Raw genomic sequence first — 17,669 nt, 5'->3', positions numbered from 1 at the left:
TGCCGTCGTACGGGTGATGGCTGGTGCCCGAAAGGGCCTTCCATGACGCTGACTTGAGCACACATCATGGAGGTGCGCATGTCGCAGCCCGCGAGCAACACCCGTCTGAGGTCCGCACGTCATGCCGCGGGCTACCGATCTCAGCAGGAGCTGGCAACCGCCCTCGGGGTGGGTGTCCGGCAGGTTCGGCGCTGGGAGTCCGAGAACCCGCCCTGTCCGCACCCCGATCTGCAACAGTCCCTCACCCAATTGCTCGGTCAGGACATGGAATCACTCGGCTTCGCCCCTCCGGTCGGCCGTGACCGGGTCGACCCTGTGCGGCGGTCCTTGGTCGGGGCGTCCGTGGCCGCTGTCGGGTTGGCGGCTGTCCCGATGCAGTCCGCAGTGGCGATGCAACCCGCCTCCGTGGCTGCGGACTTCGAGGCGGTGACCCGGTCTCACCGGCGTCTGTACTGGTCCGTCGCCCCGGCCACCTTGCACCCTGCGGCCGTCGCCCACACCACGCTCGGATGCGCGCTGCTGACCGAGACGGCTGGGCAGACCCGTCGCACCGTCGCTGCGGCGCTGGCCGAGTCATATCTGCTAACGGGACGCATCGAGCTCTTCGACCTCCGCGACAGCGACCAGGCGGCGACGACGCTCCTGCTCGCGCTCCAGGCGGCCGGGCAGGCGGACGATCCGCTGCTCGGCAGCGCAATCCTCGCCCACTCCGCGTTCATCCCGGCATGGGCGGGCGAGAGAGACGCGGCGGTGGAGCGCATGGTGGCCGCACGAACCCACGCTCGCCGCGGCCCTGCGTCGGCCGAGTTCCTGGCATGGCTGGACGCCGTCGAGGCCGAGTGCGAGACCCGGTGCGGGAACACAAGGACGGCCCTGCACCTGATCGGGCACGCTGAGGATGTTCTGACTGCGGGCACTGGGCATGCGTCGCCGCTGTGGATGGACTGGTTCACCGCGGTCCGTCTCGCCGCGTTCAAGGGGAACACCCAGCTGAAGGCAGGTCATCTGCCCCAGGCACGAACTACGCTCCTCGCAGTCCTCGACGACATGCCAGCCACTGAGGACAAGCAACGAACTGTCATCTACGGCGATCTCGCTGCGGTTGAAGCGGCGGCCGGAAACCCGGAGCAGGCGTGTGAGTACGCGTGTCGGGCGCTCGATCAGCTTGAGGTCACCTGGTATGCGATGGGCATGGACCGGGTTCAGGAAGTACGCCGATCTCTGGCCCCGCACCAGCATGAGCAGTGTGTGCGGGACCTGGACGATCGGCTGTACGGGTGGGCTACGACTGTGAGTGCACTCGCTCGTTGAACTTTTTGATGGCCTCCGGAAGTTCGGCCAGGGACTCGATGCGGAACGTCGGCAGCTCCCTGGCCTCGGCGGTGTTCCACTGGATGGTTCCCCAGGGACCGCGATGGATCAGCGCGGTATGCATCCCGGCGGCCACCGCGGGGCGCAGGTCGTTGTCGACGCGGTCGCCGACGTACAGGATCTCGCTGTGGTCGTGCGGGGCGACTTCGGCGACGCGTACGAAGAATTTCGGGTCGGGCTTCGATGTGCCCCAGTCGTCCGAGGTGCCGATCAGGTCGACATCGTCGGTGAACAACTCCCGCAGGATTCTGCCAGCCCGCACGGTCTGGTTGCCCGCGATGCCGAGCCACAGCCCAGCCGCTCGAAGCTGCGCAAGGGCCGGGCGAACGTCCGGGTACAGGTCGCTCTCGTCGAAGTGCTCCGCTTGCCCGGCCTGCGCGCGCTTCTCCCGCTCGGCGTACAGGTCGAAACCTGGCTGGAACTCCTGGAACGTGTCGCGGTAGTTCCGGCCCTGGGCGATGACCGCGCCGAACCTGGCAGCGAACGTGTGCCGCGGTACGCCGAGCCAATCGGCCCACGTGCCATACTCGCGGGTCTCGTCCACCAGGCACTCACCGACGTCAAACACCACTGCGCGAATCATGGCCCGATCTTAGAGGTGTCGCGACCAAGGCCGACGCCTTGCTCAAGGCCGGACAGACCCACTGGCAAGAACGCGAACCACCACTGAACGTACGCAGCCGCGTACGGCTTCGCCATGCAGGGCCAAGCCGCGCGGTGGGACGGCGACGTGTACGGCGTCGGCGCGGACGGCATGGTCATTCCGGGACTGGCCCCGATCGATCAAGAAGCCGATGCGGTGGCCGATCCTGAGAACTCAGAGTGGCCGCAGCAAGGTCGAGCCGGGGCGATGGGCGCGCAACCAGACCACCAAACAGCGCAAACACCGGGGCGCAGGCAGACCCGTGCCTCGCGCTCAACCGCCTTACAACTGGTCCCCCGTGCCGGCTGGTTCCGGGGGATGCGGCCCGCCACCGTCCTTGATGTCCGTCTCGCAGGTTCGTCCGTCGTAGGACTGGTCATTGGGGATCAACAGCACTCCGGCAACCTGCTCAGGATGCTCGACGGCGAGCCAGTCGTCGCCCGTGAGGGCACCATCCGGCCCGAACGCCTGGGACGAATAAACCGTCTGACACCCCAACGCCATGCGCTTCTTGTCGACTGCGCAGGCATCCACTGCCGGGCCGGATCTTTCGTCGGCGCCGTCGAAGCGGTAGTGGAAGTGGACCCGGTCACCTTCGGAGGGTACTTGCGGGTGGGGCTCAAGGCGCCAGTCAACGACCTCGGCGGTGACGCCGAGAGGCTGTCCAGATGTGTCCTCGACCTGCACCCTGACACCGGCCCTACCGCGCTCCGCCGCCGTGTCGGTGCAGTGCCAGAGGGAAGAACAGCCGGACAGGGCGAGAATCGCCAGAGCCAACGGGGCACCGGCAAGTATCCGTGTGGGGAACACTGAACCTCGATTCACCGGTCTGTTTCTGAAGTGATCTTTTGAGGCTTCGAGGGTCGGGGTGGCGGGGTTGTGACTGGGCGCGGGCAGGCGGTGCTTGCTGGCCTGCCCAGCTTTTCCACAGTTCTGCTCCGGTCGGGCTCTGGAGGGGCGGGATGGTCAGGGGCGTCAGGGTACTGCGGTCGGGTGCGTGATCTGCTGCCCTGCCTTGCCCGGGATGCTGAGGACGGCTCGTTTGATGGAGGGGTTCATACCGGTCGTGATCGAGAAGCGGGCGCCGGCCCGGCGGCAGGCGGCGATCCCCCCGGCGTTGTAGAACTGGGAGTCCGCCCGCAGGATGCGGGTGCCGGCGCACCCGGCCTCCTCGGCGGTGGGCAGAGCTTCACCGGCGAACTTCCACCCGCTCCGCCGCCCGGATGCGCGGCGAGCACGTCGACGCTCTCCTCGACGAGCTGTCCAACCTGCCCAGGGTGATCGGCACGCCGATCACCGTCGCGTGGAACGCCAAGGAAGACCTCCTGGACCTGCTTGCCACCGCCCGGACCCGCCCGGACCGGGAACAGGTCCGCGATCTGCTGTACCGGTTCTACCGCCGACGCGCCGACGCCGACCTTCCCGAACTGCAGCGCCTAGCCACAACCGTCGAGGCATGGTGGCCAGAGATCCTTGCGTTCCTGCACACCGGGATCACCAACGCCGGCTCCGAAGGCACCAACCGGGTCATCAAGACAGTCGCCCGCGACGCCCACGGCTTCCGCGACCCCGGCAACCAGCGCTTACGCACCCGCTGCGCGACCACCCGTCGAGCCCGTGGACACCTCGATGCCCGCTAATTTCGTTGAGCCCGCACCCTGCAATCGTGTTGGCTGGCGGCACCGAACTGTCAGCACCGCAGGTGTCCGCTTGGCTGTAGCAGGGAGTTAAACGTGCAGGACATTGTTGTCGACCCGGTTGCCCACAATCGGGCAGCCTGGGACAAGTGTGTCCAAGAGGGCAACGAGTGGTCGAGGCCGGTGAGTGCTGAGGATGTCGAGCGCGCCCGCAGGGGCGACTGGTCGATCGTTCTCATCGGGCATGAGCCGGTCGACCGCTCCTGGCTGCCGACGGACCTGACCGGCAAGGACGTGTTGTGCCTGGCCTCCGGTGGTGGCCAGCAGGGTCCGATCCTCGCCGCCGCAGGGGCGCGGGTCACCGTATTCGACAATTCACCCCGCCAGCTCGGCCAGGACCGGATGGTGGCGGCGCGCGACGGACTCGAGCTGCGCACTGTCCTGGGCGACATGTGCGACCTCAGCGCCTTCGGCGACGCAACATTCGACGTCGTATTCCATCCGGTCTCCAACCTGTTCGTACCAGACTTGGCACCGGTGTGGCGTGAGTGCTTCCGCGTCCTGCGACCGGGCGGAACTCTGCTCGTGGGCTTCCTGAACCCTGATGCGTACTTGTTCGACCACGAGGCGCTCGACGAGCGCGCCGAGCTGATCGTCGTGCACAAGCTGCCCTACAGCGATGTCACGCAGTACTCAGCCGAGGAACGCGCCACGAAGTTCGGCGCGGATGCCCCTCTTGAATACAGCCACACCCTCACAGACCAGATCGGCGGGCAACTCGCCGCGGGGTTCGTCCTCACCGCCTTCGCGGAAGCGCCGCACCAGTCCAACGCATCCGCTCAATACATGTCGCACTATTTCGCGACGCTGGCGGTCAAGCCGGGCTGACCCAGCCGTGGGGGCGGCCGAGACGGCCGTGTCTCCGAATGGCCAAGTGGAGCGCTGTGCCAGCCCGCCCCCCTACGCCTTTGTCCGCGCGGAGTTTGACGGGTCGGCGCCGCCGTGATCCCCGGCGGGACCGGACGGCGGGTATGCCGCGGATGAGCGGCTTGAGGGCGAGGCTGTCGTGCCTGTTCGCGCCGGACACGGCGACGGCGAGCGGGATGGAGTTCATCAGGAACCAGACGCTTCGACAGATCAGCGCCCACGACCGGCAGCATGCCGCACGGACATCAAGTCACGTGAGGCAACCTCTAAGCCTTGACCGGTGCGGCCGACCTGGCGGCCTGCTCGATCTTCGCGCAGTAGGCCGCACGGGCTTCCTCGTCGATCTGCTTCTCGTGTTCGGGGCGCACCCCGGTCCGGCCGTCGAGGCCCTCGCGCAGGATGTCGGCGTGCCCGGCATGCCGGTTGGACTCGCCGAGGACATGGACCATGATGGCGAACAGGTTCGTGTTGGGATAAGGCTCCGGCCACCACGGCACGTGGCCGGGGGCGTCGAGGGGAAGCTCGTTGATCGTCGCGTCCGAGTGTTCCCACGTGCGCCGGCAGAACCCGATGATCTGATCGCGGGTCTCGTCCTCGGTCGCCCATAGATCGCTGCCGTTGTAGTCCCCCCATCGGGGCAGCGGTTCCGGGGAAGGGCGGTCGAAGACCTCGCCGAAGTACCTGGCCTCGACGGTGGCCACGTGTTTGACCAGGCCGAGGAGGTTGGTCCCGGTCGCTGTCAAAGGTCGGCGGGCGTCGTATTCGGACAAGCCGTCGAGTTTCCAGAGCAGCGCCCTGCGGTCCCGCCGCAGTCTCCCGTGCAGATTGTCCTTCGCGAATTCATCGATCATGCGGCATGAGCCTTCCATGGGCTGCTCGTGGTCTCAAGATCCCGTACGTGGTCCGCAACGACCGGCAGAGCCGAGGCCTGGCCATGGCCGCCGCCCTGACCTGCTACAAGAAGCTCGCGAAACTTGCCACGTGAGACAACCTCCAAAGCAACTGCATTGGCCCGCCATGCCCCGGGCTCGGTGAATACATGGCCGGCATAGGGCCCGGATAGGTCGCCCTTCAACCATGGCCATAACCGACCACACGAAGGGGCGTCGAACTGATGAGCGAGCAACAGACCGAAGAGACCCTGTACCGCGTCGTGCTCAACGACGAGGAGCAGTACTCGATCTGGTGGGCCGACCGCGCCCTGCCGGCCGGCTGGCACGCCGAGGGCGCCGAGGGCACCCGCGAGGAGTGCCTCGCGCGCATCACCGAGATCTGGACCGACCTGCGCCCGCTGAGCCTGCGTCGCCGCATGGACGCCACCGCCGCCTGACCGAACTGGCCGCCGGATCCGAGGCCGGGCCCGACCCCCACCGCGCCGCCCGATCCCGATGGAGGAGAGACTGTGAACGACCGCACGCTGTCGGGTTCGTACGCCGGTGCGACCACTGCCCGGCCCAGGACCGCGCCCCTGCTGCCCGCGCTGTTCGCCGCCCAGCGCACCCGTACGCCCGACGCGCCCGCCGTGGTCGGCGCCGACGGAAGCATGGTCACGTACGCCGGACTCGGCGCGCGCGCCGCCCTGTTCGCCGCCCGGCTGCACGCCCTGGGCGTGCGCCCCGGCGACTTCGTGGGCGTGTGCCTGCGCCGCGGGCCCGACCTGGTCGCCGGGCTCCTCGGCGTCTGGCTGGCGGGCGGCGCCTACGTACCGCTCGACCCCAACCACCCCGAGAGCCGCATCGCCCTCGTCCTCGACGACGCGCAGGCACCGGTGGCCCTCGCCGAGCGGTCCACCGCCGACAGGCTGCCCACGGGCACCCGGGTGCTGCTCGCCGAGGACGTCACCGGTGAGCGGTCCCAGGGTCTCAACGGCGAACAGCCCGCAGCAGCACCGGAGTTCGCCGCCGAGCCGGCCCGGCCCGCCTACGTCCTGCACACCTCCGGCTCCACCGGCCGCCCCAAGGGCGTCGTCGTCCCGCACGAGGGCATCGCCAACCGGGTGCGCTGGCTTGCCCACCGCCACCGGCTCGGGCCCGCCGACCGGGTGCTGCTCAAGACGACCGTCGGCTTCGATGCCGCCGGGCTGGAGCTGTTCTCCCCGCTCATCAGCGGCGCCGCCCTCGTGCTCGCCCCCGAAGGCGCCGAGCGCGACCCCGCGACCCTGCTCGCCGCCGTCGCCGACCACGGCGTCACCGTCCTCCAGGGCGTCCCCTCCGTCTACCGGCGCCTCGTCGACGAATCCGGCTGGGAGCGCGCCACCGCCCTGCGCCTGGTCTTCAGCGCCGGCGAACCCCTTCACGCCGACCTGTGCCGCCGCATCCTCGAACGCGCGCCCGGCGTACGGATCTGGAACACCTACGGCCCCACCGAGGCGTCCGTCGACATCACCGAGCACCTGTGGGACCCGGACCGGGACACCGGCGCCGTCCCCATCGGACGGCCCATCGGCAACATGCGCGTGGTCGTCCTCGACCCGGCGGGACGGCCCGTGCCCGTCGGCGTCCCCGGCGAACTCCACGCGGGCGGCATCGGGCTCGCCCTCGGCTACCTCGGCCGCCCGGACCTGACTGCCGAACGCTTCGTGCCCGACCCGCACAACGAGGGACAGCGGCTCTACCGCACCGGCGACAAGGTGCGCTGGCGCGCCGACGGCGTCCTCGAGTACCTCGGCCGCCTCGACCAGCAGGTCAAGGTCAACGGTGTGCGGATCGAGCCCGGCGAGGTAGAGGCCGCGCTCGCCGCCCACCCCTGGGTGCGCACCGCCGTCGCCGCCGCCGTGCCCGACACCGCCGGTGACGGCCACCGCCTCGCCGCCTGGGTGCAGCCGCGCGGTGAGGCGCCCCGCCCCGACGAGCTGCGCGCCTTCCTGCGCCGCACCCTGCCCGACGTCCTGGTGCCCTCCGTGTTCGTCACCGTCGACGAGTGGCCGCTCACCGCCAGCGGGAAGATCGACCGGGGCGCGCTGCCCGACCCGGCCGAGAGCCGCGCCGAGACCGCGTACGTCCCGGTGCGCGACGCCACCGAGCGGGCCGTCACCGAGATCTGGGCGCAGCTGACCGGCATCCCCGCCGGGGAGATCGGCGCCACCCACGACTTCTTCCAGCTCGGCGGCTCGTCACTGATGCTGACCCGGCTCTCCGAGCTGCTGTCCGCGTCGGCGGGCACCCGCGTACCGCTGCGCGCGCTGTTCACCGCGACCACCGTCGAGACCCAGGCCGCGTTGATCGGCCGCCCCGGCGACCCGACCGGCGACGACCACATTGCGGAAACGGTCCTTCCCGTGCCCCGCGAGCCCGAGGGCCTACCGCTCTCGCCCGGCCAGCAGGGCATGTGGCTGCTCGACCGGCTGCGCCCCGGCAGCAGCGAGTGGAACGCCCCCACCTTCCTCACCCTGCCCGCCGAGTACAGCGACGCCACCGTCGCCGCCGCCCTCGGCGCACTCGCCGACCGGCACGAGATCCTGCGTACCCGGTACGTCCTGCACGGCACCGAGCCCGTCCAGATCGCCGACGCGCCCGGCACCCGCCCGCCCCGGCTGCGCACCGCGCTCGCCGCGACCGCCGACGAGCTGAACGCCCTGGTGCAGGAGGAGTTCGCCCGCCCCTTCGATCTGGAGAACGGCCCCGTCTGGCGCGCGCTGACCGTACGCCGGGGGACCGAGCACCTGCACGTGATCCTCTCGCTGCACCACATCGCTTGCGACGGCTGGTCCTCCGTCGTCCTGGAGCGCGACCTCAAGGCGCTCGCCGAGGCCGCCCACACCGGCACCGACGCCCGGCTGCCCGAGCTCCCGGTGCAGTACGCCGACCACGCCGCCCACCGGCGCGCCCGGCTCACCGACACATTCGTCTCGCGCGAACTCGGCCACTGGAAGCAGGTGCTGGACGGCATCGTCCCGCTCGACCTGCCCACCGACCGGCCCCGGCCGCCGGTGCGCGACGCACACGGCGCCGTCCACCTCTTCACCGTCCCGGCCGCGCTCACCGAGCGCGTCGCGGCCCTCGGCCGCAGCTGCGGGGCGACTCTCCAGCAGACCCTCCTCACCGCGTTCTCCGCGCTCGTCGCCCGCCTCACCGGCTGTTGGGACGTCCCGGTCGGCATCCCGGTGGCCGGCCGCGAGCGGCCCGAGACCGCCGATGTCGTGGGGTTCTTCCTCAACACCCTCGTGCTGCGCTGCGACGCCGACGCCGCCGACACCTTCCGGGACGCCGTCGTCCGGGTCCGCGACACCGCCCGCGAGGCCTTCGCCCACCAGGAGCTGCCGTTCGACCGGCTCGTCGCCGAGCTCGACGAGAGCCGCGACGCCGCCCGCACCCCGCTCTACCAGGTGATGTTCGACCTGCACGAGGAGGGGCGCACCGGCACCGCGACCTCGTCCGGCGACCTCGACGCCTTCCGGGGCGCCTGGCAGGCCGCCCGCACCGACCTCACGTTCGTCGTGCAGCGCCGGGACGACGGCTCCCTGCTCGGCATGGCCGAGTACGCCACCGCCCTGTTCGACCCGGCCACCGTCGAGCGGTTCGCCGACTGCTGGACCCGACTGCTGGAGGCGGTCGCCGACGACCCGTGGGCACGGCTGGGCACCGCCGACATCCTGCCCGCCGCGCTGCGCGCCGAACTCGTCGCCCACGGCCCCGGCCCCGCCGGTGCGGGGGACACGATCACCGGAGCGTCCGAAGGCGGCGTGCACACCGCGATCGCGGAGGTGGCCCGGCGCTCCCCACAGGACCCGGCCGTCGTCTGCGGCGACGAGACCTGGACGTACGAGCGGCTGACCCGCCGCGCCGAATTCCTCGGCCACCGGCTGCGCGACCTCGGCGCCGGGGCGGAGACCACCGTCGCCGTGCTGCTCGGCCGCACCCCCGACCTGCTCGCCACGATCCTCGGCAGCTGGCACGCCGGCGCCGCCCATGTGCCGCTCGACCCGGGCGCGCCCGACGACCGGATCGCCCATGTGCTCGCCGACTCGGGGGCGGGCGTCCTCGTCACCGACACGACGGGCGCCGCACGCCTCGCCGGGATCCACCGCGGCGCCGTCCTCACCCTGGACACGGAACCGGACGCCGCACCGCCGGCCGGCGCCGAGCCGCTGCCCGCCGGGGACGGCACACGCCTCGCCTACCTGATGTACACCTCCGGCTCCACCGGCCGCCCCAAGGGGGTCGCCGTCGAGCACCGCACCCTGCTGCCGACCCTGCGCGCCTTCCAGGCCCACCTGGGCTTCGGGCAGGGACCCGACGACGCCTACCTCGCCCTGGCCCAGCCCACGTTCGACATCTCCTGGACCGAGCTCGTCATGCCGCTCGTCGCGGGCGGCCGGGTCGTCCTCGCCCAGGAACACGAACTACGCGACCATCGCGCCCAGTTGGCGCTGCTCGACCGGCACGGAGTCAGCCACCTCCAGGCCGCCCCCGCGCACTGGCAGATGCTGATCGACGCCGGCTTCGGCCGCCGCCCGCTGGTCGGCAAGACCGGCGGCGAGGACTGCCCGCCCGCCCTCGCCCGAGACCTCTCGCGCAGGCTGCGGCGGTTCATCAACGAGTACGGGCTCACCGAGACGACCATCGCCTCCACCCGGTGGGACGCGCACGACACCGCGCAGTCCACCCCGATCGGCCGCCCCTACCCGCACTGCACGGTCCGGGTGCTGGACGAGAACCTCGTGACCGTGCCGTACGGGGTGACCGGCGAGCTGTGCATCGGCGGTGCCGCCCTCGCCCGCGGCTACCACGGCAGGCCCGACCTGACAGCCGCCGTGTTCGTGCCCGACCCGTACGGCGAGCCCGGCGCCCGCCTCTACCGCAGCGGCGACATGGCCCGGATGCTGCCCGACGGCACACTGGAGTTCGCCGGGCGCGCAGATGGCCAGGTCAAGATCCGCGGCAGGCGGGTGGAGACCGGCGAGGTCCAGGGCGTCCTGGCCGAGCATCCCGCCGTCGCCCAGGCCGTGGTCACCGTCCACGGCACCGGCCCCGACGCCGCGCTCGTCGCCTACTGGGTGGCCGCCGACGACCTGCCCGTGCCCGGCGACAGCGCGCTCCTGGACCACTGCGCCCGCAGGCTGCCCGACTACATGGTCCCCGCGCTGCTCGTGCCGATCACCGCCGTACCGCTCACCCGGCACGGCAAGGTCGACACCGCGGCCCTGCCCACGCCCGACCTCGCGGCCGCGCTCGCCGACGAGCCGTACACCACGCCCGAAGGACCCGTCGAGGAGATCATCGCCGGGATCTGGGCCGAGGTGCTGCTCGGCCCCGACGCCGTCGCGGGCCACCGGATCGGTTCCCGCCAGGGGTTCTTCCGCAGCGGCGGAAACTCCGTGCGCGCCGCCCAGGTCATCGCCCGCATCCAGGAGGAGTTCGACGTCGAACTGCCCCTGCGCGCCGTCTTCGAACGCCCCACCGTCGCCCGGCTCGCCGAAGCCGTGGAAGAGGCCGTGACGGCCGAGATAGAGAAGCTCACCGAAGCCGAACTCGCCCTCGCCCACAGGGAGTACCAGCCGTGACCGCACCCACCGCGCCGACGCAGCCCACGCAGGAGGAGCTGCGCGCCGAGCTCCTGCGCCGCCGCCTCGCCGGGCGCGGCGGGCGAGGCGCCGAGACCCCCGTCCGCAGCGCCGCGATCCCGCGCGCAGACCGCACGAAGCCCCTTGAACTCTCGGCCGGGCAGCGCCAGTTGTGGTTCCTGCACCAGCTCGATCCGGAGAGCCCCGAGTATCTGCTGCCGATGGCGTACCGGCTGCGCGGTCCGCTCTCGACGGGCACCCTCCAGCAGGCGTTCGACGCGCTCGCCGCCCGCCACGAGATCCTGCGCACCCGCTACGTCCTGGACGCGGCCGACCCCCGGCAGGTCGTCGACCCGGCCGGTCCCGTCGACCTCGCGGTCACCGACCGGCCCGGCCTGGACAGCGCCGCCCGCGATGCGGCCGCCGTCGCCTTCACCGAGGCCCGCGCCGCCGAGACCTTCGACCTGGCCGCCGACCACCCGCTGCGGGTACGACTGCTGCGCTTCGCCCCCGACGACCACGTCCTGCTCGTCGTCATGCACCACATCGCCTGCGACGCGCTGACCCGCCCGCTGCTCCTGGCCGACCTCGCCGCCCTCCACCGGGGCGAGGAACTGCCCGAACTTCCCGTCCAGTACGCCGACTACGCGGCCTGGGCGGCCCGCCGGCAGAGCGGCCCCGACGCCGACCGCGGCCTCGACCGGTGGCGCCGGGAGCTCGCCGGCGTCGAACCGCTCGCCCTGCCCACCGACCGGCCCCGCCCCGCCGTACGCACCTGGGGCGGTGCCTCGCACGGCTTCGACGTCCCCGCCACCACCGCCACCGCGCTGCGCAAGGTCGCCCGCGACGGCGACGCCACGCTCTTCATGGTGCTGCTCACCGCCTACCAGACCCTGCTCGGCCGCTACACCGGCAAGCGGGACGTCTCGGTCGGCACCGCCGTCTCCGGACGCACCCGCCCCGAACTGCGGCAGATGGCCGGATACGCGTACAACACCCTGGTACTGCGGGCCCGTTGGGGCACCGACCCGGCCTTCCGGGACGTCCTCGCCGCCAACCGCACCACCGTGCTGGACGCCTTCGACCACCAGGAGACGCCGTTCGACCGGATCGCCGACGAGCTGGAGCCCGAGCGCGACCTGTCCACCACACCGCTCTTCCAGGTCATGTTCGACCTCGTGTCCGGCGAGGGGGCCGACGGACCCGAACTGCCCGGAATCACCGCCGAGCCCGTCCCGGCCGCAGGTTCCATCGCACGCTTCGACCTGACGCTGCACCTCACCGAACGCGCCGACGGCACCCTGCACGGCAGCCTCGAATACGCCACGGCCCTCTTCGACGCGGCCACCGCCGACAGGATCGCCGGGCACTACACCCGGCTCCTCGCACAGATCGCCGCCGCCCCCGACGCCCCGCTGTCCACCCTCGACCCGATCGGTCCCGAGGAGCGCGCCCTGCTCCTCGACGGACCGGCCACCCCAGTCGGCACCGATCACCCCCTCGACGCCACCGCCCTGCGCCCCGTCCTGGAGACCATCCTGGAACAGGCCGCGGCCACCCCCGACGCCACCGCACTGCGCCACGGCGAGACCACGTACACCTACCGCCGGCTCGTCGAGGAGGCGGAGCGCCACGCCCGCCGCCTCGCCGGGCTCGGTATCGGCCCCGAGGACACCGTCGCCGTCCTCCTGGACCGCTCGCCGCAACTGGTCGCCGCCCTGCTCGGCATCTGGCGCGCGGGCGCGGCGTACGTGCCCATCGACCCCGGCTACCCGGACGAGCGCGTCGGCCACATGCTGGCCACCACCGGCACCCGGACCGTCCTCACCGAGAATCGCTACGCCGATCGCTTCGACGGCCGTACCGTCCCGGTCACCGACGAAGACGGCCCCACCGTCCTGGTCACCGACGACCCGGCCGAGCAGGCCGCCCGCGCGGCCGCCACCGCCGCCCTGCCCACCGGCCACGACCTCGACGCGCTCGCCTACGTCATCTACACCTCCGGCTCCACCGGCCGCCCCAAGGGCGTCCTCGTCACCCACCGCGGCCTGGCCAACTACCTCGGCTGGACCGTCCAGGCCTACGCGGGCGCCGGCCCCGGCGGCGCCCCGCTGTTCTCGTCGGTCGCCTTCGACCTCGGCGTCCCCGACCTGTACGCGCCGCTGATGACCGGCCGCGACGTCGACCTGCTCCCGCAGGACTTCGACACCGCCGACCTCGGCGCCCTGCTCGCCGCGGGCGCCCCGTACTCCTTCATCAAACTCACCCCCGGCCATCTCGACCTGCTCCAACAGCAGTTGACGGACCATCAGATCAAAAATCTGGCCGGTCTCGTCATCGCCGCGGGCGACTCCTTCACCGCCCGGCTCGCCGAGCGCTGGACCGCATCGGCGGGCCCCGACGGCACCCGCCTCGCCGCCGAGTACGGCCCCACCGAGATCACCGTCGGCAACTCCGCCTACTTCCTCGACGGGCCCGTCACCACCGAACTCGTCCCCATCGGCCGCGCCGTCCCGCACACCACCATGTACGTCCTCGACGAGCACCTGCGCCCGCTGCCCGTCGGCGTGCCCGGCGAGGTGTGGATCGGCGGCATCGGCGTCGCCCGCGGCTACGCGGGCCGCCCCGACCTGACCGCCGAGCGCTTCGTGCCCGACCCCTACGGCCCGGCGGGCGCCCGGCTCTACCGCACCGGCGACATCGCCCGGGTACTGCCCGACGGCAACCTCGACTTCGTCGCCCGCGCCGACCACCAGGTCAAACTCCGCGGCTACCGCATCGAGCCCGGTGAGATCGAGTCCGCGCTCACCGCGGACCCGGCCGTCGCCGAAGCCGTCGTCCTCGTCCGCGAGGACAGCCCCGGCGCCAGGGAACTCGTCGCGTACGTCGTCCCCGCCGAAGGCGCCGGCCCCGACGACATCAGCCCGGCCGCGCTGCGCGCCCGCGTCGGCGAGACCCTCCCGTCGTACATGGTGCCCGCCGCCTACCTCACCCTCGACGCCCTGCCGCTGACCGCCAACGGCAAGCTCGACCGCCGCGCGCTGCCCGCCCCGGGCCGCGCCGCCACGGCCGTCGGCGACTACGTCGAGGCCCGCGACGCCACCGAGGGCGCCATCGCCGCGATCTGGGCCACCGTCCTGGGCCGGGACACCGTCGGCGTCCACGACAACTTCTTCGAGCTCGGCGGCGACTCCATCCGCGCCGTCACCCTCGTCGGCGCCCTGCGCGAGGCCGGCTGGGAGACCAGCGTCCGCGACATCTTCGCCCACCGCACCGTGGCCCGGCTGCGGGCCGCCCTCGGCGACGCCGACGGGGCCGGGCCGGGCACGGCCGTAGCCCGGTTCGCCCTCATCGGCGAACAGGACCGGGCCGCGCTGCCCGCCGACGTCACCGACGCCTACCCCGTCTCGCTCACCCAGGCCGGGATGCTCGTCGAGATGTACGGCGAGAGCACCGAGAACCGCTACCACAACATCACCTCCTTCCGGATCCGCGACGAACTCCCCTTCGACCCGGACGCGTTCCAGCGAGCCGCCGACCTGATCGTCGAACGCCACGAGGTCATGCGGACCTCCTTCGCCCTCGGCGGCTACTCCCGGCCGCTCCAGCTCGTCCACGCCGCCTCACGGATGCCCTGCGTCTTCGACGACCTGCGCCACCTGCCCGCCGCCCGCCGCGAACTGGCCCTCTGGGAATTCGCCGACCGCGACCGCGAAGAGCTCTTCGACCTCACCCGCGCACCGCTCATGCGGATGGCCGTCCACCTCCTCGACGACGAGAGCTGGTGGCTGTCCATCACCGAGTGCCACCCCGTCATTGAGGGCTGGAGCTACCACTCCCAGCTGATGGAGATGCTCCGCGCCTACCGCGCGCTGCGCTCCGGCGCCGAGCCCGAGCCCGCCCCGCCGGTTCCCGCCGTCCGCTACGCCGACTTCGTCGCCGGCGAACTGCGCTCCCTGGACGACCCGGCCGATCGCGAGCACTGGCGCCACATCGTCGACACGTACGAGCGGTTCAGCGTCCCCGCCGGATGGCAGGGCGACGACGAGGGCGACGAGCGCTACCGCATCGACGTACCGCTCGGCGACGTCGAGCCGGGCCTGCGCGCCCTGGCCACCGCCGCCGAGGTCCCCTACAAGAGCGTCCTGCACGCCGCGCACAGCAAGGTCCTGTCGCTGCTCACCCGCGCCGAGCGGTTCCGCGGCGGCATGGTCGCCGACGCGCGCCCCGAGGAGGCGGGCGCCGAACGCGTCTCCGGCATGTATCTCAACTCGGTGCCCTTCCCGTACGAGCGCACCGCCGCGACCTGGGGCGAACTCGCCCAGCAGGTCTTCGCCCGCGAGGTCGAGCTGTGGCCGCACCGCCGCTACCCGATGCCCGCCATGCGCAGACCCGGCGGCGAATCCCACCTCATCGACGTCCTCTTCCACTACCTGGACTTCCACCAGGTCGACACCGAGCTCATCGACATCATGGCCAGCCGCGACGACAGCCCCAACGAGTTCCGGCTCGTCGTCGGCACCCCCGTGCGCGGTCACCTGTCCATCGCCTCCCGCACCCGCACCCTCTCCCGGGGCCGGGCCAAGCGCCTCGCCGCGCTCTACACCGCCGTCTTCGCCGACATGGCGCGCACCGGCGCCGACGGCGACGCCCGCGGTTCGTACCCCGACGCCTACGAGCGCGGCGCCCTCGCCGCGCCCGCCCTGCCGCACTCCGACACCCCCGCCGACGTGCTCGGCGCGATCGAGGCACAGGCCGCCCGCACCCCGCTGGCCCCCGCCCTCTCCTTCGGGTCCGCCACCCTCCCGCACGCCACCCTCTCCTACACCGCGCTCGACGCCCGTGCCGAGGCCGTGGCCCACCGGCTGCGCGCCCTCGGCGCCGGGCCCGAGACCCGCGTCGCCGTGCTCCTGGACCGGGGCCCCGACCTGGTGGCCGCGCTCCTGGGCGTCTGGAAGGCGGGCGCCGCGCAGGTGCCCGTGGACCCCTGCACCCCCGACGCCCGGATCGCCGGCACCGACTTCGCGCTCGCGGTCACCGAACGCCGCCACGCCGCCCGCCTGGGCGACGTCCCGCTCCTGGTCACCGAGGACCTCGACGACGCCCCCGTGCCCGCCCGACCCGCCACCGCCCACGATCCGGACCGGCTCGCGTACGTCCTGCACACCTCCGGCTCCACCGGCACCCCCAAGGGCGTCGAGATCAGCCACCGTTCTCTCTCCCACTACCTGCACTGGGCGGTCGAGCAGTACGCGGCGGCGGGCACCGGCGGCGCGCCGTGGTTCACCTCCGTCGGCTTCGATCTCGGGGTCCCCGCGCTGTACGCGCCGCTGATGACCGGGCAGACCGTACGGCTGCTCCCGCAGTCGTACGGGCCGGGGGAGTTCGGCACCGAGCTCCTCAAGGGCGCGCCCTACTCCTTCGTCGGGCTCACCCCTGGCCATCTGGCGCTCCTGGAAGCCCAGTTGACCGACGCCGAACTCGGCTCCCTGGCCGCGCTCGCCGTCTGCGCGGGCGACGCCTACCCGGCCGCCCAGGCCGACCGGGTCGCCGCCCGCATCGGGGCCGGCGGTATGGTCCTCGCCGCCGAGTACGGCCCCACCGAGGCGACCGTCGCCGCCACCGCCCTGCGCGTCCTGCCCCGGCACCGCAGCGCGCCGCGCCCCGTCGCGGCAGCGTCCGGCGTCCGGGCCGGGCTCCAGCACGCCGACACCCTGCACGCCCCCGAACGGCCCCGCGCGCCGCGCACCCTCGTGGCGCTCGGTTCCCCGCTCCCGGGCGTCACCCTGCGGCTCCTGGACGGCACGCTGCGGCCGGTCCCCGCCGGCATCGCCGGTGAGGTGTATCTCGGCGGCGACGGGCTCGCCCGCGGCTACGCCGGACGTCCCGACCTGACCGCCGTCGCGTTCCTGCCCGACCCCTACGGACTGCCGGGCGCCCGCCTCTACCGCACCGGGGACCTGGCCCGCCGGCTCCCGGGCGGCGCCCTGGAGTTCCTCGGCCGCGCCGACGACCAGGTCAAGATCCGGGGACACCGCGTCGAACCCGGCGAGGCCGAGGCCTCGCTCGCCGCCGACCCCGCCGTGCGCGAAGCCCTCGTCGCGGCCGTCGACGCCGCCGACGGCGGCAAGCGCCTCGCGGCCTGGGTGGTCCCCGCCGAGGGACACACCGTCTCGGTGCCCGCCCTGCGCGAGAGGCTGCGCGCGGTGCTGCCCGCCGCCGTCATCCCGGCGACCGTCACGGCCCTGCCCGCGCTCCCGCTCGGCGACAACGGCAAGCGCGACCGAGTCGCCCTGGTGGCCCGCGCCGCCACCGCCGCCGACACCCCCTACGAGGAGCCGCGCACCGACACCGAGCGACGGCTCGCCGCCGTCTGGGCCGAGGTGCTCGGCCTCGAACAGGTCGGCGTGCACGACGACTTCAGGGACCTCGGCGGCGACTCCCTGCTCGTCCCGCCCCTGCTGCTCGCCGCCCGCAGGGCCGGGCTCCCCCTCGACCTCGCGACGGCACTGCGCCACCACACGGTGGAGCACCTCGCCGCCGCACTCGACGTCCGTACGGCCCACGACCCGGCCCAGGAAGGCTGACC

10 protein-coding genes and 1 pseudogene are annotated in these 17,669 nt (G+C 72.6%); 7 read left to right on the top strand and 4 right to left on the bottom strand.

The window, feature by feature from the left end:
• The first annotated feature begins 78 nt into the window (after positions 1 to 78).
• Complete coding sequence (locus OHA19_RS43270) at positions 79 to 1,311, top strand: helix-turn-helix domain-containing protein (protein ID WP_331754577.1); 1,233 nt, start codon at positions 79 to 81, stop codon at positions 1,309 to 1,311.
• Here the strand turns inward: OHA19_RS43270 and OHA19_RS43265 are convergent.
• Together OHA19_RS43265 and OHA19_RS43260 are read right to left on the bottom strand one after the other, a co-directional pair.
• Positions 1,283 to 1,954: an HAD family hydrolase gene (locus OHA19_RS43265; RefSeq protein WP_331754575.1), complete on the bottom strand. Its 672-nt coding sequence runs from the start codon at positions 1,952 to 1,954 to the stop codon at positions 1,283 to 1,285. The two genes, OHA19_RS43270 and OHA19_RS43265, sit on opposite strands and share 29 nt — an antisense overlap.
• A 342-nt stretch (positions 1,955 to 2,296) precedes the next feature.
• Positions 2,297 to 2,824: a hypothetical protein gene (locus tag OHA19_RS43260; RefSeq protein ID WP_331749218.1), complete on the bottom strand. Its 528-nt coding sequence runs from the start codon at positions 2,822 to 2,824 to the stop codon at positions 2,297 to 2,299.
• 413 nt (positions 2,825 to 3,237) lie between these two features.
• Here OHA19_RS43260 and OHA19_RS43255 point away from each other — a divergent pair, with 413 nt between their 5' ends.
• Positions 3,238 to 3,654, top strand: coding sequence for a transposase (locus tag OHA19_RS43255; protein WP_331749220.1), 417 nt, complete (start codon positions 3,238 to 3,240; stop codon positions 3,652 to 3,654).
• Between the two features lie 93 nt (positions 3,655 to 3,747).
• Positions 3,748 to 4,539 carry a class I SAM-dependent methyltransferase gene (locus OHA19_RS43250; protein WP_331754572.1) on the top strand — a complete coding sequence of 264 codons (792 nt, stop codon included), beginning with the start codon at positions 3,748 to 3,750 and terminating at the stop codon, positions 4,537 to 4,539.
• A gap of 76 nt (positions 4,540 to 4,615) precedes the next feature.
• Here the strand turns inward: OHA19_RS43250 and OHA19_RS43245 are convergent.
• Together OHA19_RS43245 and OHA19_RS43240 are read right to left on the bottom strand one after the other, a co-directional pair.
• Positions 4,616 to 4,762: pseudogene (locus OHA19_RS43245) on the bottom strand (IS5/IS1182 family transposase); the annotation flags it as partial.
• Between the two features lie 82 nt (positions 4,763 to 4,844).
• Positions 4,845 to 5,429, bottom strand: coding sequence for a DinB family protein (locus tag OHA19_RS43240; protein WP_331754571.1), 585 nt, complete (start codon positions 5,427 to 5,429; stop codon positions 4,845 to 4,847).
• Between the two features lie 5 nt (positions 5,430 to 5,434).
• Here OHA19_RS43240 and OHA19_RS43235 point away from each other — a divergent pair, with 5 nt between their 5' ends.
• From OHA19_RS43235 to OHA19_RS43220, 4 genes are all read left to right on the top strand, one after another.
• Positions 5,435 to 5,563 carry a hypothetical protein gene (locus OHA19_RS43235; protein ID WP_281066960.1) on the top strand — a complete coding sequence of 43 codons (129 nt, stop codon included), beginning with the start codon at positions 5,435 to 5,437 and terminating at the stop codon, positions 5,561 to 5,563.
• 129 nt (positions 5,564 to 5,692) lie between these two features.
• Positions 5,693 to 5,908 (top strand): MbtH family NRPS accessory protein, encoded by a 216-nt coding sequence (locus OHA19_RS43230; protein ID WP_331749225.1) that lies wholly within the window; start codon positions 5,693 to 5,695, stop codon positions 5,906 to 5,908.
• A 72-nt stretch (positions 5,909 to 5,980) separates the two neighbouring features.
• Positions 5,981 to 11,080: an amino acid adenylation domain-containing protein gene (locus tag OHA19_RS43225; RefSeq protein ID WP_331754568.1), complete on the top strand. Its 5,100-nt coding sequence runs from the start codon at positions 5,981 to 5,983 to the stop codon at positions 11,078 to 11,080.
• Positions 11,077 to 17,667, top strand: coding sequence for an amino acid adenylation domain-containing protein (locus OHA19_RS43220; protein ID WP_331754566.1), 6,591 nt, complete (start codon positions 11,077 to 11,079; stop codon positions 17,665 to 17,667). The genes OHA19_RS43225 and OHA19_RS43220 overlap by 4 nt, the downstream gene beginning before the upstream one ends.
• Positions 17,668 to 17,669: the final 2 nt, after the last annotated feature.

Origin of the sequence: Streptomyces sp. NBC_00012 (assembly GCF_045040875.1) — a bacterium.
Lineage (GTDB): Bacteria > Actinomycetota > Actinomycetes > Streptomycetales > Streptomycetaceae > Streptomyces.
The sequence above is the reverse complement of the archived record's forward strand: the minus strand, read 5'-3'. Positions and strand labels throughout refer to the sequence as shown.